Source organism: Ahrensia sp. R2A130, from assembly GCF_000179775.1.
Lineage (GTDB): Bacteria > Pseudomonadota > Alphaproteobacteria > Rhizobiales > Rhizobiaceae > Pseudahrensia.
The window spans coordinates 41,217-56,484 of the sequence record NZ_AEEB01000026.1 but is presented as its reverse complement, the minus strand read 5'-3'; the positions used below and the strand labels follow the sequence as shown (position 1 = coordinate 56,484).

General features: G+C 57.3%; 9 protein-coding genes. 6 read left to right on the top strand and 3 right to left on the bottom strand.

Going from position 1 to position 15,268, the window contains the following annotated elements:
* Positions 1-32: 32 nt before the first annotated feature.
* Both R2A130_RS17855 and R2A130_RS16160 read right to left on the bottom strand, forming a co-directional pair.
* Complete coding sequence (locus R2A130_RS17855) at positions 33-3,413, bottom strand: cadherin-like domain-containing protein (protein ID WP_009465260.1); 3,381 nt, start codon at positions 3,411-3,413, stop codon at positions 33-35.
* Positions 3,414-3,539: 126 nt separating this feature from the next.
* Complete coding sequence (locus tag R2A130_RS16160; RefSeq protein ID WP_050786206.1) at positions 3,540-4,412, bottom strand: LysR family transcriptional regulator; 873 nt, start codon at positions 4,410-4,412, stop codon at positions 3,540-3,542.
* Positions 4,413-4,517: 105 nt separating this feature from the next.
* On the opposite strand from R2A130_RS16160, the gene R2A130_RS16155 reads away from it, so the two are divergent.
* Positions 4,518-6,119 carry a proton-conducting transporter membrane subunit gene (locus R2A130_RS16155; protein ID WP_009465258.1) on the top strand — a complete coding sequence of 534 codons (1,602 nt, stop codon included), beginning with the start codon at positions 4,518-4,520 and terminating at the stop codon, positions 6,117-6,119.
* Entirely contained in the window at positions 6,116-8,506 is a 2,391-nt protein-coding gene (locus R2A130_RS16150; RefSeq protein WP_009465257.1) for a YbcC family protein, read from the top strand. Before R2A130_RS16155 ends, R2A130_RS16150 begins: the two co-directional genes overlap by 4 nt.
* Positions 8,507-8,629: 123 nt before the next feature.
* Here R2A130_RS16150 and R2A130_RS18580 read toward each other — a convergent pair whose 3' ends face one another.
* Entirely contained in the window at positions 8,630-9,289 is a 660-nt protein-coding gene (locus R2A130_RS18580; protein ID WP_050786198.1) for a response regulator transcription factor, read from the bottom strand.
* On the opposite strand from R2A130_RS18580, the gene R2A130_RS16140 reads away from it, so the two are divergent.
* The 4 genes from R2A130_RS16140 (at position 9,227) to R2A130_RS16125 (ending at position 15,256) form a co-directional block, all read left to right on the top strand.
* Positions 9,227-11,329 carry a sensor histidine kinase gene (locus tag R2A130_RS16140; RefSeq protein WP_156798582.1) on the top strand — a complete coding sequence of 701 codons (2,103 nt, stop codon included), beginning with the start codon at positions 9,227-9,229 and terminating at the stop codon, positions 11,327-11,329. The genes R2A130_RS18580 and R2A130_RS16140 overlap by 63 nt on opposite strands.
* A gap of 252 nt (positions 11,330-11,581) precedes the next feature.
* Entirely contained in the window at positions 11,582-13,273 is a 1,692-nt protein-coding gene (locus R2A130_RS16135) for a sulfatase-like hydrolase/transferase (protein WP_256364877.1), read from the top strand.
* 85 nt (positions 13,274-13,358) lie between these two features.
* Positions 13,359-14,867 carry a glycerol-3-phosphate dehydrogenase gene (gene glpD / locus R2A130_RS16130; RefSeq protein WP_009465252.1) on the top strand — a complete coding sequence of 503 codons (1,509 nt, stop codon included), beginning with the start codon at positions 13,359-13,361 and terminating at the stop codon, positions 14,865-14,867.
* Positions 14,864-15,256, top strand: a complete 393-nt coding sequence (locus tag R2A130_RS16125; RefSeq protein WP_009465251.1) for a rhodanese-like domain-containing protein — start codon at positions 14,864-14,866, stop codon at positions 15,254-15,256. Before glpD ends, R2A130_RS16125 begins: the two co-directional genes overlap by 4 nt.
* The last annotated feature ends 12 nt before the right edge of the window (positions 15,257-15,268 follow it).

Genomic DNA, 15,268 nt, shown 5'->3' with positions numbered 1-15,268 from the left:
GCGGGAAGCGAAGCCTCCCGCCCAACTGGCTTCTAGCCGAAGTAGTAGTCGTCTTCGATGAGGCCGGAATTGACGCCGGGAAGATTGCCGATGATGAACTGTTGGGCGTTGGAGCCATCGGAGCGCGCAACCGAGAAGGAAGTCTGCGACAACTGCGTCACCGTTCCGTCCGCGCCGAAGTCGGCAGCTGAGAAACCAATCCTGTCGCCACCGGCAACACCGGCGCCTTCGAAGTCACCGATTGTGTCGACACTGCTGCCAGCCAGTTTAGTGATGACAAAAATGTCGTCGCCGCCGGCACCGAGCATATAGTCGCTGCCTTCGCCGCCATTCAGAACATTGACGGCATCGTTACCGGAGATAGCATTGCTTAGCGCGTTGCCTGTTCCCGATACGGCTGTGCCAGTTAAGAAAAGGCTCTCGACCTCCGAGGCCAGAATATAGTCGACGCTTGAGAAGACTGCATCCGTTCCACCACCTGCCATTTCGGTGACAATATCGCCGGAATTATCGACGCGGTAAGTATCGTTACCGGCACCACCAATCATAAGATCGGTTCCTGCGCCGCCATCGAGATTGTTATTACCACTGTTGCCTGTGATCGTATTGGCGAGGTCATTACCGGAGGCGTTCAGATTGCCGCTTCCCGTCAACTCGAGTGCCTCTATATTGCCGGCAAGCCCCCAATCAACGGAGGATTGAACGGTGTCGTAACCTTCCCCTGCATTCTCCAAAACGGAGTCATCGGAACTGTCGACGATGTAGGTGTCGTTACCGCCGGAACCGGACATCTGGTCTTTGCCTCCGCCGCCGTTGATAACATTATCGCCTGCATTGCCGAACAGTTGGTTGTCGCCCGCATTGCCGGTTGCATCGAGATCTTCGCCGTTTTGCAGAATGAGCGCTTCGACATTGACCGGCAATGTGTAGGTCGCTGTGGAATAGACAACATCACTGCCTTCAGCAGCGGCTTCCACCACGATGTCGCCTGTCTGATCGACGGAGTAAGTGTCGTTGCTGGCGAGGCCAATCAACGTGTTGATGCCCGTGTTGGCGATCAGCGTGTCGGAGTTGGGTGTGCCGGTGAAGACATCGCCGTCACCTGCAACACCGTTGATGGTGACGGTGACAGTGGCGGTATCATCGCCGTTCAGCTGGTAGGTGAAGCTGTTCGTTGCCGTGCTGCCTGCGGTGAGATAGGCATATGCGCCGTTTGTATTGAAGTCGAATGTGCCATCACTGTTCAGCTGTACCGTTGCTCCGCCCGCCACATTGATTAGCGATCCTACAAGGTTGGCTTGTCCATTGAACTGCGTCACCACAAGCGGGCTATCGACATCGCTATCAGCCGTCCCGGGATTTGCACCGAATATGCTGACGCCGCTCAGATTTCCGTTCTCCAGTACAGCGAGAGCATCATCCACAGCGATGGCAGCATCATCGACCGGCGTGATGTTTACGTCGATCACACCGACCTGGACGAATGTGCCACCACCTGCGCCGTTGTTTCCGTTATCGTTGAGCAACACGGTTATCGTGGCTCCAGGTGCGCCATTATCGTTTGTAGCACCTGTATATGTGACGAAGCCGGGTTGGCCGAAAACGCTGGTCAGGGCGCTGAGTGTGCCATTGATCGTGATCGTGGAACCCGGGCCAGCAATCGATGCTTCGAGGATACCTTCGCTCGCAACGAGGCGCACCTGAAGGTTTCCCGGGTTCAGATCGGTATCTGCAATCTGGATTCCTGAAAGATCAATACCGGTCGTAACATCCTCTTCGACTGTGAGGCTGGCCGGAATTCCTGTGGCAGTTGGATCATCGTTCTGCGGCGCGACGGTGAAATCGTAGGTTTGGCCCGTCACCGTATCCGTGCCGTCTGATACTGAGAAGGTGAACTGGTCGCTCGTCGTCTCACCGCCATTGTGCAGATAGGTGACATTGCCATTGTTAATGTCGTCCTGCGTGAAAGTGGTTGTCGCATTGCCGTTCAAACGAACAGCGCCATTATCGGTGGCGTTGGTCACCGTGTAGGTGATCGCCGTGTCCGCTTCTTCCGCATCGTTGAAATCGAGTTCGGCAGCGGTGATCGTGTCCGTACCGCCTTCGGCAAGAGACGAACCGGTGTTGTTGTTCTGCGTCGGTGCGGTGTTGGCTGCAGGTGGGTTGGGATCGAGATTGTTCAGTTGGACGCCGAAGACCTCTTCGTCTCCAAAGTCGAACGGGGAGGTGCCAATACGCGTTTGAGTCCAAACGATCGTGGCATCGCCATCCGGTGACGTGACGACAACACTGGGGCCACCATCTTGAAGATATTGGCCATCATCAGAGTTGGGGTCGTCATTCATGGTGACGCGGTTTTCGCCGCCGACCGCTGTGTAGGTGTTGTCATAGGTACGGGTATAGATTTCGGACTCGAAGCCGTTGGCAGCTGTGGTGGGCTTGCGCGCGAAGGAGACTAGAAATCCGCCACCATCAAAGGCGGTAAGCGACGCACCGGCAATGCCGTTGTTGCTGTCCACTTGATCGACCCGCTCAGTGGCTTTTACGACCGAGGTAAGGTCGGGATTGAAAATGGTAACGAACAGACGATCACTGTCGCCAAGACCTTGTCCATCTTCAGGGTCCGGGCCGCCGTTTGTGAGAATTACGACATTGCCGTTGTCGAGAACCAGTGTATCGCGCAGCCCGTGACCGAGTGCGTCGTCAGCGCGAAGCACGTGGTCGACACGTGTAAACGGAGCGATCGAGCCGTCGCCTGCAATAGTTACGGTTTGCCCCAAAGCAGGTGTTTGCGTGTTACCGATATTATTCTGTGTCCACGTCACGACGACCGTCTCGCCGTTTGTATCCACATGGATAGCGCCGGGCGAATTGGTGTCGCGTTCGCCGATCTGCGTGAAAGGCGTTAGAACATTCAGGTTGTCGTCGAGAACCGCGATCTCAACTGTGGGATTGTTGCCGTCCGGCGTTACGCTTGTGGCGAGGATCACCTTACCACTATCGGTGAGTGCCAGTTCAGGACCGCCATTGCTGAACTCACCGGTCGGCGTGAGATCGATTGCTGGCCCACTGCTTAGCGTCGAACCGTTCAACGTCAAAACATGGCCGCTCAAAGTGAAAGCGAAGGATGTAGAATCGAAAACCGCTTCGACGATCAGAAATTTCGTGTCGCTGATCGCAAGTATTGTCGGACTTAGCGTGTCACCTGACGGGACCAAACCCGATGGAAAAAGCTCATTGGAAACCGGTGTTCCATCCGCCTCGATAACGCGAACGCCGCTGGTGCGGCCGTTGGTCTGGCTGGAAGCAAATTGCGTCCACGCCACCAGCAAATTGCCGTTGGGCAATTCCGCAATGACAGAACCTGTTTCACGAGTATCGCCCGTATCTTCATTGGTAACTTCAAATTCCATCGGCCCGTTCCCCTGTAATATAAATCTGTTGGATCAGATCGCTATCCCCGGAGCCCCACCCGGACATTCGATTCGTGCATATTCGCCGTTTGTAGAGCAAAGAGCAAACCACACAGCCCCCCGGACTCAGCGACTGCCGTAGGCGCCCAGCAATTCGTCGATGAGAGGTGTCGCAAACTTGCGTTCTACGGTGACGGCCTGAAAGCGCTCGGCGAGGCCGAGCATCTTGTCGGCTTCCACCAACATGCCGGATTGAAGTTCGTTTTTCACGACGATGGGGGGCAGCACTGCCAGGCCGATATCTTCGCGGGCCAGCAGGCGCATCATGGCCATGTCTTCCACTTCGGCAGCGATGATCGGCTTGACCGACAGGCGGGAGCAGAAGGCGTCGAAGCCCATCCTCACGGGGCTTTCCAAAGTGGGCACGATGATCGGATTATTGGTCAGCAGATCCGCTACGCCATCATTGCCTGCCAACCGCTGCGGCGTGCCCACGAGACTGACGGGCTGTTCCGACAGTGTGTGGCTGATGAAGTTGGACAGCGTGTCCGGCGCGGGCGGGCGGTTGGTCAGCACGATGTCGAGGCCCAGTGTCTCCAACCCCTGCAACAGTTCTACCGATGTACCGGAGCGCAGCACCAACTCCACATCATCACGCCCTAACAGCGGGCGCAGAAACTCGATCTGAAAGTTGCGCGATAGCGTTGCGAGCGCGCCCACCCGCAGCACGTCGCGCGGGCCTGATTGTTGGGCCAGCGTGTTGAGCAAGCCGTTACCGGCGGCGAAGATCGTGTCGGCATAGTCCAGCGCCACCCGTCCCGCTTCAGTGAGATGCAGGCTACGTCCCCGTCGCTCGAACAATGGATGGCCGAGACGGTCTTCCAGTTTGCGGATCTGAACCGACAGTGCCGATTGCGAAAGGTTCAGCCGTTGGGCCGTGCGGGTAAGGTTGCCGTCATGGGCCACGGCCCAGAAATAGCGCAGATGATTATAATTCATATCGTTCGTTTTAAGCGAATGGTTCGTGCTGAACAATGAATTTATCGCAAGCCTTCCGTTGCACTACACAGTCGGGAATTCGATGCCTCACCTGGGACGTTACCCATGCTCATGAACTTCCTGCCGTTGCTCGCGCCTGCACTTTTAATCGCGGTAGCAGTCATGCTGAACGCAAAAGCCGACCGCAGCGCCGCAAGCGCAGCGGCATTGGGCGAAGGAGCAACGTTGGCCGCATTTGCCGTGGCCGTAGCTTCCGCCATTTTGCTGCTCATCAATGGTGCGGGTGACAGTATGTTGCTTGGACTTTCCGGCTTTGGCCTGTCGGCGCGGCTCGATATCGTTTCTGTCACCATGCTGCTGCTGGTGTCGTTCATCGGCTGGATCGTGGCGCGCTACTCCCGCACTTATTTGGAAGGTGAACCGCGCCAGACGTTCTTCTTCGTGTGGTTGCTGGCAACGCTGGCTGCGGTGATGATGCTGGTGACATCCGGCAACTTGGTTCAGTTCGTCGCCGCATGGGTGGCCACCAGCCTGTGCCTGCACAAACTGCTTCTGTTCTTTCCTGATCGGGTTGCCGCACAACGGGCGGCGCGGAAGAAATACGTTACTGCGCGTATCGGTGATTTCGCGTTGGCAGCTGCGGCGCTTGGGTTGGTGATAAGCTATCGCACCACGAACATTTCCGAAATTCTCGAAGCTGCTCGTATGGGCGAAGGCGGCCCCGCTGCCATTGCAGCCGTGGCTCTACTGGCGGTGGCAGCGCTTCTTAAATCCGCACAGTTCCCGACCCACGGCTGGCTTGTCGAAGTGATGGAAGCGCCGACACCTGTTTCCGCCCTGCTTCATGCAGGCGTCGTGAATGCCGGTGGCTTCGTTCTCATCCGCTTTTCTGACGTCGTCTTGTTGTCTCCGCTTACGCTGGCAGCACTTGCCATGGTGGGTGGTTTCACAGCGCTTTTCGGCGGGCTGGTCATGCTTACGCAACCCACCGTGAAGGCGTCACTGGCGTGGTCCACCATTGCACAGATGGGTTTCATGATCCTACAATGCGGTCTTGCTCTCTTCCCGCTGGCATTGCTGCATATCGTGGCGCACTCGCTTTATAAGGCGCACGCCTTTCTGTCATCAGGCGGCGCTGTGGAACGGGTAACGGCTATTCGCAGGCCGGGCCCGGTTGCCGTGCCGAACCTCCACAAAGTGGGCATGGCCTTCCTCGTGTCGCTGGTCATTTATGCTGCCGTCTTCTTTTTGTCGGGTGCGTTGCTGGGCTTCGGCACCAAGTCACCGCAGGCCTTTGCGCTTGGCGCGATCCTGATCTTCGGCGTCGCTTATCTGTTGGCACAAGGCTTTGCAGATGCAGCACCAAAGGAACTGACCCAGCGCACGGCAGCATATTCCGTGGCGGCGGCTCTCAGCTACTTCGTGCTGCAGCGACTGTCGGAATGGGCGACGCTAGGGACGCTGCCCGCAACACCCGCCCCCGGCGCGCTGGAATGGGCATTGATCGCGCTGGCCGTTTTCAGTTTCGGCGCTGTGGCGCTGGCGCAGGCGACGTTTCCGCTGTGGTCCCATCACCCTGCCGCCCAAGGCTTGCGCGTGCACCTTGCCAACGGCCTCTACGCCAATGCGATCACCGACCGCCTGCTGGACGGTTGGGCCCAAACTCCAAAACAAAAGCCGGCCTCCTCTGAAGGATCGACAAAATGACCGTCACAAAAACCAAACTCAAAGCTGCCACGGAACATGCTATCCGGGCGATTCCGCCGTTGTGGCCGCTTTCATCATCGGTTGCCGTGAACCCGTTTCTTGGTCAGGCCGATCAATCTCTTGCCCACGTCTCGGCGCAGTTGAGCCGTTTGGCGGGTACAGCAGCGACCATGCCGCGCGAGTGGTACCGCAAGCAGATCGAAGACGGCACGATTATCGACGCTGATCTACAGGCTGCGTTGGATAATCACGGTGATGCAGCTCCTGCCGAAGTTGACGCACTGCACGTAGCCTTGGCGGAAGATGCGCCAATCGGCACCGCTCTACCAACCATCGCCGACCTTGCAGCAGACGTGTCCGGCATCGACTGGCCCAGCCTGATTGCCGAACGCATCGGCGCTTGGGCGGCCAGCTATTTCGACACAGGCCAAGCCCTTTGGCAGCCGGACCCATCCAGCGACGCCTTCGACAGCTGGCGCACATTTGCCAGCCGTGATCTGACGCCAGAAATCATTGGCCTGTCAGGTTTTGCAGCTCACGTGGACCGTTCGCCTGACGAAGCGGAACGTGCAATTGCCGTTGCTGCAAAAGATCTTGGGCTGACAAGCGAAGCTGCTCCCTCTTATTTTCACCAGCTCTTGCTCGGCCTTGGCGGTTGGTCGCAAGCTGCGCGCTACCGGCTTTGGGAAGCGGAACTCGAGGGCAAGACCGATGGCGCAATTGCCGATTTTCTTGCCATCCGCATCATCTGGGAACAGGCGCTTTACAGCCATTACAAACCGCAATTCGATGAGGCGTGGGGCGAAACGCTAACCGCTCACGCATCGCCTGCCGAAACAAATGCCGCGCAGATCATCGACGTTATCATGCAGGACGCAGCCGATCGTGCTGGACAGCGCAAGCTCGCGCTTTCTCTTGCGGCTCCTTCTGCAGAACTCGCGGATGGTCGCCCTGCACTTCAGGCTGCGTTTTGTATCGATGTGCGTTCGGAGGTTTTTCGGCGCGCACTTGAATCCATCGATCCGTCCATTCGCACGCTTGGCTTTGCAGGCTTCTTCGGTCTCACCGCTGCCCACCGCAGCTTTGCATCCGATGTGGTGGAGAAGCGTTTGCCCGTGCTGCTTAACAGCGGCGTGACAAGCCATTCCGGTAGCAAAACTACGCAAGATGCGGATACCGCCAAACGCTTTGCCAATCGGGCCAAGCGCGCCTGGGGCCGGTTCAAGCTGGCCGCTGTATCGTCTTTCGCATTCGTAGAGGCGACCGGCCCGATCTATATCGTCAAACTGTTGAAGGATGCGCTGGGCCAAGAAGACAAGACACCAAAGCCCGAACCGCAGCCGCATTTTGGCGAAGGCTTTGCGCTCAAAGATCGCATCGCTGCTGCAGGCACAATCCTGCGTGCAATGTCATTGACTGAAAACTTCGCGCCGCTGGTGCTGATCGCCGGTCATGGCGCCAACACCGTCAATAACCCTTATGCCAGCACACTGCATTGCGGTGCCTGTGGCGGGTTTTCGGGCGAGGTGAACGCACGGCTGCTCGCGGGCATGTTGAACGAACTGGCAGTCCGCGAAGGGCTTTCCGCAGATGGTATCGCGATCCCCACCGACACAACATTTGTGGCAGCGTTACACGACACCACGACAGACGAAGTGAAGCTCTACGACCGCGACACGGGTACGGCGGGTGCAGCGCCGCACACGGCAAAAGCCAAAGAATGGTTGGCTGCGGCTGGTGGCATCGCCCGGACAGAACGGGCCTTGCGTTTCCCCGGTTCGCCATCTGGCGATAACGTGTCCAACCGCAGCCGTGATTGGTCACAAACGCGTCCGGAATGGGCATTGGCAAATTGTCAGGCGTTCATCGCAGCGCCCCGCGCCAACACCCGGGGCAAGAACCTTCAGGGCCGCGCATTCCTGCACGACTACGACCACACGAACGATGACGGTTACGGAATTCTCGAACTCATCGTCACCGCTCCCGTAGTCGTGGCGAGTTGGATAAGCTTGCAGTATTACGGCTCGGTTGTTGCGCCCAACCTGTTCGGCTCCGGCAGCAAACTGCTGCACAACGTGACCGGCGGCTTCGGTGTGGTGGAAGGAAATGGCGGGTTGTTGCGCTCAGGCCTACCGCTGCAATCGGTCCATGACGGCACCGGTTACGCCCACGATCCGCTGCGCCTGTCGGTCTGCCTGCAAGCGCCGGAAGCTGCGATCACTGACATTCTGGCGCGCCATGACTGGGTGCGTGCGCTGTTCGACAACAACTGGCTGCATTTGTTCACGCTGGATGATGAGGGACGGATGAACGGCAGGTACACCGGCAATCTCAAATGGGAGGCAATGGAACCAACTGAGGCTGAACCTTTGCCGCTGGCCGCCTAAGCATTCAGTTCCCCTCTGTAATCAGGTGTTCGCCCGATTGCTCGAAAGCGAAGTTGCTGCCTTACTGTCTCGTGCAATAAAACGTCACGGACAGGAGGGCGTCATCGCAGGTATGATTACGCCCTACGGCTGGTTCTCCAGACCTATCAAACCCTGCCGCATCGCCTCCACCAGAAGAGTGGCGATGGAGTGGACGCCGAACTTGCGCATAATGTTGCTGCGGTGGCTATCAACCGTTTTCGGGCTGACACCCAATACCTCGGCAATCTCGCGGTTGGAGCGTCCCTTTGCGAGCGATTGCAGCACCTGCATTTCGCGTGAAGTAAGCTCATTCGTCTCTTCTTCTGCCTCCATAAAGGCAGTGACTTCCGGCACGAAAACCGTCTCGCCATTGCAGACGCGCTCGATGCCCAAGAGCAAATCGACAGGCGATGTTGTTTTGAGAAACAGACCTGACACGCCCGCCGTGACCAAAGCCTGGAACATGGATGCTTCGCGTGTTCCCGTAACGATCGCGTATCTCGTATCCGGCGACCAACGACGGCTTTCCGCCACAACTTCCAACCCATTTGCGCCGGGCATTACCAGATCCAAAACGGCGCAATCAGGTTGGAGGGTCTTTATCGACGCGATGGCTTCGATGCCGTTGGCAGCGGTCGCTACAACCTCCATCGTGTCGCGACTTTCCAGAATACCCGCAAGCCCGGCAGAGGTCAGGGGATGATCGTCAGCCAAAACCAAACTGTGTTTGGAAGATGCGCGCGCAGCGTCTTCAACCTCCATATCCACCCCTCACCTTCGCCCAGTCTCGGAGTAATCCACACCCTTCTTTTGACTGTGTTGGTGTTTGCAGCCTTCTGCAACAGGGCCGATGCGCAAAATGTGCAAACACAGCCTTCCAGCTCGCTTCTCATTCTTGAAGGCTCGGTGAGCAGCGAAGAAGCGGTTCGGCATGTGGATCATTACATAGACGCAGATTGGACGATGACCACTGAACTGGCCATAACAAGCAGAACTGCCGACTTCATCCCACTGCGCAGCAAGACAGCGGATTTCGGATACACCAAGTCACGCGTCTGGCTGCGCGCGCGTGTTCGAAACGACACGCAGGACGTGCGTGAGTGGCGGATATTTTTCGCAGAAAACTTCAAACAGATTTTCGACGTCTACATCGTACGCGGTGAGGGGTCTGTTTCACCAATTGTGGAACACGTTGTCGACTTGGACGCGAAGAGCGCCTTCTGGAAGCGACCAATCTCCTACGCTGAACTGACTGCGCCCATGAAACTTGCGCCGGGAGAAGAGGCAACGATCCTCGTCTCCCTTTGGTCAGAAGGCTCGTCCTATATCGAGTTTTCGGTGCTGACCGTTCCTGATTTCCAGATTCTGACATCAACCCGGACCGCAAAAAACTTTTTATTCTACGGCATGATGGGGTTGTTGATCATCGTGGCCCTGATCTGTTTGCTCATATTCCGCAACGCTATCTTTGCCGCCTATATCAGCTACGCCATATCGGGACTGCTTTACGTCATGCATTCCGACGGTGCAGCATTTCAGTGGCTGTGGCCCGCTTTTCCCGGCTTCAACTCCGTTGCCTCCGTTTATCTAGGCACCGGCATCATCATTTTCGGAGCTATCTTTTCACGTATGGTGCTGAACACTGCGATCTACCACCCGTGGCTCGACAAACTGCTCATCGGGATCGTTATAACCACCGTGGCTATGGTCGCCATCTTGCTTCCACTGGATGGCCAACTGTTGAAAAAGCTCTTGGTGATGATGTCGCTCTTTGCGATCTCCATGTTGCTTATTGCGGGCCTTGCTGCTGCCAGACATCGCTTTCGCGAGGTTCGCTTTTACGTTCTGGCATGGGTTGGGGCCGTTATGTCTGCAGCATTATTGAATCTGGACCACATCTTTGGCGTCAATCTCACGCAGGATGTCGTTTTGGACTCCATGCGCGCGGTTATGGTGTTCGATGCCACGATGCTCGGCCTTGCCATTGCAGACCGATATGCCTTGTTGCGGGAATCGCAACGCTCTGCTCTTCAAACCAGCCTCGACAACGCCACCCGCAATCTTGAACTTAACAACCGGCTTGGCGATTTGGAGCAGCGCTATACCAAGGCCGCTGCCCGCTCGCGCAACCGTTCGGAACGCATACGCGACACGGTACATGATCTCCAACAACCACTCCATGCGTTGCGCATGAAAGTGCAGGGCATGGCAAAGGACTCTAACGGACGCGGTATAGATACAGAAACTCTTGAGGGCGCTTTCGTTTATCTGGAAAACCTTGTTTCGACTACGCTGGAAGAGCCGCATGACGAAGAAGTTGACACTGACAACAAGCGAGCTGATCGCTTAGCAAGTGAACGCATGATCGCGCTTTCAGCCGTGGTGCGAACATTACATGCAATGTTTCACCACGATGCAGCCGCCAAAGGACTTGATCTGGTGGTTGAGGCAGAAGGGCTGGATATAGAAGTCGACGGCTTCAGCGCGATGCGTATTCTGTCCAACCTCGTTCAGAACGCTATCAAATATACCTCGGATGGTACCGTGATGATCACAGGACGTTCCGATACTGAAACTGCACTTGTGCGAATATGTGACAACGGTCCCGGCCTGTCGCGCGAAGCTTTCCAAACGGCATTGGCACGTGAGGTCCGGTTGGATGAGGACATGACCGGCGAAGCGGGCCATGGGCTCGGCTTGGCCATTGTACGAGAACTTTGTCGTCGGCAGGGGTATTCGCTTATGTTGGTTGATCACGACAAAGCAGGAACCTGCATCGAGATCGGTTTTTCTGCTCATTAAAATCGCAGATTGTTATATTCAATCGATTTTCAGGTGATCACCTGATAGGAAAGTTGACCAAGACAAGCTAAAGTAGGTTCGGTAGTCGCGTTGCCTGTGCCTCTTTGTCATGTCGCCCCATGATTTGGTGGTATCAATTAGGCGGCGCGGCTACTGCAATCTCCAACACAAAGATCAAACGCATCATGATTTTGGTTGCCGCCGGGATCGTGCCATGTTGTCGCCGTTCGTAACGGTGCAAGCAGGCGATCTGTGCCCAATATCCTCTTCATAATGTTCGACCAGCTGCGGTTCGATTACCTGTCCTGCGCCTTCGATGATGAGCCACCAGCGCGCCACACCGACTTGCCGCTCACCACACCCAACATCGATGCTTTGGCCACCAAAGGTGTCCGGTTCCGCAACGCCTACGTGCAGTCGCCGGTTTGTGGCGCATCGCGAATGAGTTTCTACACCGGTCGCTATTCATCGTCCCACGGGGCGCAGTGGAACAATTATCCGCTCAAAGTGGGTGAGCAGACCATCGGCGACCACCTACGAAAACTCGGCATGTCATCATGGCTGGTGGGCAAGACCCACATGAAAGCTGACGCCGAAGGCATGGAGCGGCTCGGCCTTTCGCCTGACAGCACCATTGGCGCGCGCGTCGCGGAATGCGGCTTCGACATTTGGGCGCGTGACGATGGCCTCTGGGCGCAGGGGCCGGACGGCTTCTACGATTCAAGGCGTTCGCCCTATAACGAATATCTCAAAACCAAGGGCTATGAGGGTGAAAACCCATGGCACGATTTTGCCAATGCGGGCGTCGGTGAAGACGGCGACATGGCATCCGGCTGGTTCATGAAATCAGCGGGCGAGGCCGCCAACATAGATGAGCAGGACAGCGAAACGCCGTGGCTGACGCGCGAGGTGATGGCGTTCATCGACAGTCGTGAGGGTAATGACGAGCCTTGGTTGTGCCATGCCTCCTACATCAAACCCCACTGGCCCTACATCGTGCCTGCCCCCTATCACGACATGTATGCAGGCCAAGTTCCGCCACCCGTGCGTGATGACGCCGAGCGCGACGATCCGCATCCTGTCTATGCCCAATTCATGGCCAATCGCATCGGCCAAGCCTTCCAGCGCGACGAGGTTCGGGAAGCCGTGCTGCCTGCCTATATGGGCCTTATCAAACAGTGCGATGACCAGATGGGCGTGCTGTTCGATCACTTGGAAAAGACGGGCCGAATGGATGACACCATGATCGTCATCACCGCCGACCATGGTGACTATCTCGGCGACCATTGGCTGGGCGAGAAAGACCTATTCCACGCGCAATCGGTGAAGGTTCCCCTCATCATTTACAACCCATCTGCCGCCGCCGACAACGCTCGCAGCACGACCTGCGATGCGCTGGTGGAGAGTATCGACCTTGCTGCAACCTTCGTGGAATTCGCCGGTGGCGAGGTTCCCGATCATATCATAGAGGGCCGGTCGCTGATGCCGTTTCTGCACGGTCGTGAACCGGACACATGGCGGGAAATCGCGGTCAGCGAGTACGATTATTCCGCAACCGATATGGCGGAAAAACTCGGCCTCGCCCCACGCGATGCGCGGCTGTTCATGGTGTGCGACGGCCGCTGGAAATTGATGCACGCGGAAGGTGGCGACGAGAACGGACCATTCCCGCCAATGCTCTTCGACCTGAAGAACGATCCGGAAGAATTTCACGATCTGGGCCGAAGTGTCGACCATGCTGAGGTAATCGTGACAATGTATGAACACCTAGCCAAGTGGAGCCGCCGCATGTCGCAGCGCACCACAGTTTCAGAAGACGATATCTTTGCCCGGCGCGGCGGATCGGATTCCGTTGGAATCCTCATCGGCGTCTATGATGAAAGCGAAGTGGCCGCGGAAAACGCCGCACGCTACACCGGCCCCGCCCCCAAGCGCCCTTCATAAAATCATGCGGGACGATACGTCCGTTTGACCCATGGCACCGCAGTTGCGAGATAGGGTGCAACAGTAAGCTACAGGAAATTCTGCCGTGCCCGATCTTCTCGACGTCTTCGTAATCGGCGGTGGCATAAATGGCTGCGGTATTGCCCGTGATGCAGCGGGCCGGGGCTATAAGGTGGCGCTGGCAGAGATGAATGATCTCGCGTCCGGCACGTCTTCGTGGTCGTCTAAACTCATCCATGGCGGCTTGCGCTATCTGGAGCACTACGAGTTCCGTCTTGTCCGCGAAGCGTTGGGCGAGCGCGAGGTGTTGCTGCGCGCCGCACCCCACATCATCTGGCCCATGCGGTTTGTGCTGCCCCATCACAAGGGTCTGCGCCCCAGCTGGCTGCTGCGGATCGGGCTGTTCCTCTATGACTCGCTGGGCAAACGTGAATTGCTCGACGGCACCAAGACGCTGGACCTGCGTACGGATGCGGTGGGCAAGCCGCTGAAAGACGAGTTCGTCAAAGGCTTTGAATATTCCGACTGTTGGGTGAACGACGCACGGCTCGTTGTGTTGAACGCCATGGACGCCGTGAAGCAGGGCGCCAGTGTGGAAACCCGCACCGAGGTCATTTCCGCGCGCCGCGTTCAGCAAGACGGCGCTTCCGTTTGGGAAATCGTCACCCGCAATAATTTGACCAATGAAGAGCAGACCCGCCACGCGCGTCTGATCGTCAATGCCGCCGGCCCGTGGGTCGACAAGGTATTAGGGCAGGCGCTGGGCCGTAATGACGCCAAGAACGTGCGCCTCGTACAGGGTAGCCACATCGTCGTGCCGAAACTGCACGATCATGACCGCGCCTACATCTTCCAGAACGCCGACGAGCGCATCATCTTCGCGCTGCCATACGAGCAGGATTACACGCTGATCGGCACCACCGATCGCGATTACGACGGCGACCCGTCGGATGTGAAAATCACTCCGGAGGAAACCTCCTACCTCTGCGATGCGGCAAGCGAATATTTCAAGAAGCCGATCACCGAAGACGAGATCGTGTGGACCTATTCCGGCGTTCGCCCGCTTTACGATGACGGCGCAACGGAAGCGCAGGAAGCCACCCGCGACTACGTGTTGAAAGCTGAGGGCGGCAAAGACGAAGCGGCGGTGGTGAACATTTTCGGCGGCAAGATCACCACCTTCCGCAAGCTGGCCGAAAGCATGTTGGAAGAGATCGAGGACAAGATCGGCGCAAAGGGCAAATCGTGGACGGCAGGTGCGTCTCTACCCGGTGGCGATTTCGAAGTTCGCGATTTCGACGCTCTGGTTGCAAAGGTGAAAGCATCCCAGCCGTGGATGAAAGGCCGCCACGCGACACGGCTCGCCCGCGCGTACGGCACCGGCGTTTGGGCCTTGCTCGACAGCGTAGAATCGCAGGCCGATATGGGCCGCGATTTCGGTGCGACGCTAACCGAGCGCGAAGTGAATTATCTGCGCGAACACGAATGGGCAATCACCGCCGATGACGTGTGCTGGCGGCGAACCAAACTCGGTATCCGCTTGGGTGCAAAGCGAATCGCGGCGCTGGACCAATGGATGAGAGCGCCCGCATGAAACCGCTCAAAACATCTGCCGCCGACATGGTGGCATCTGCACGGCGGGACATTGAAGAAGTCGAAACGTCAGACGCCATTTCTCTCGTCGGCAGTGACGATGTGGTTTTTGTCGATCTGCGCGATGTCCGCGAACGCCAGCGCTTCGGTTTCATCCCCGGCTCCTTCCACTGCCCGCGCGGCATGGTGGAATTCTGGGTCGACCCGGACAGCCCTTACCACAAGCCGATTTTTGCAGAAGACAAACGCTTCATTTTCCACTGCGCATCAGGCTGGCGGTCCGCGCTAACCGTGCAGACGTTGAACCAAATGGGGTTCGACGCAGCGCATTTGAAAGACGGTTTTTCGACGTGGGAAAAGGCGGGTGGACCGGTGGAGAAGGTGGAGTAACGTCACTGCGTT

What these genes read in the sequence shown, in the direction of transcription:
- R2A130_RS16160 (WP_050786206.1), bottom strand. Translation starts at nt 4,412, where the DNA reads ATGAATTATAATCATCTGCGCTATTTCTGGGCCGTGGCCCATGACGGC.
- R2A130_RS16140 (WP_156798582.1), top strand. Translation starts at nt 9,227, where the DNA reads ATGATCGTCAGCCAAAACCAAACTGTGTTTGGAAGATGCGCGCGCAGC.
- R2A130_RS18580 (WP_050786198.1), bottom strand. Translation starts at nt 9,289, where the DNA reads ATGGAGGTTGAAGACGCTGCGCGCGCATCTTCCAAACACAGTTTGGTT.
- R2A130_RS16155 (WP_009465258.1), top strand. Translation starts at nt 4,518, where the DNA reads ATGCTCATGAACTTCCTGCCGTTGCTCGCGCCTGCACTTTTAATCGCG.
- R2A130_RS16150 (WP_009465257.1), top strand. Translation starts at nt 6,116, where the DNA reads ATGACCGTCACAAAAACCAAACTCAAAGCTGCCACGGAACATGCTATC.
- R2A130_RS17855 (WP_009465260.1), bottom strand. Translation starts at nt 3,413, where the DNA reads ATGGAATTTGAAGTTACCAATGAAGATACGGGCGATACTCGTGAAACA.
- R2A130_RS16125 (WP_009465251.1), top strand. Translation starts at nt 14,864, where the DNA reads ATGAAACCGCTCAAAACATCTGCCGCCGACATGGTGGCATCTGCACGG.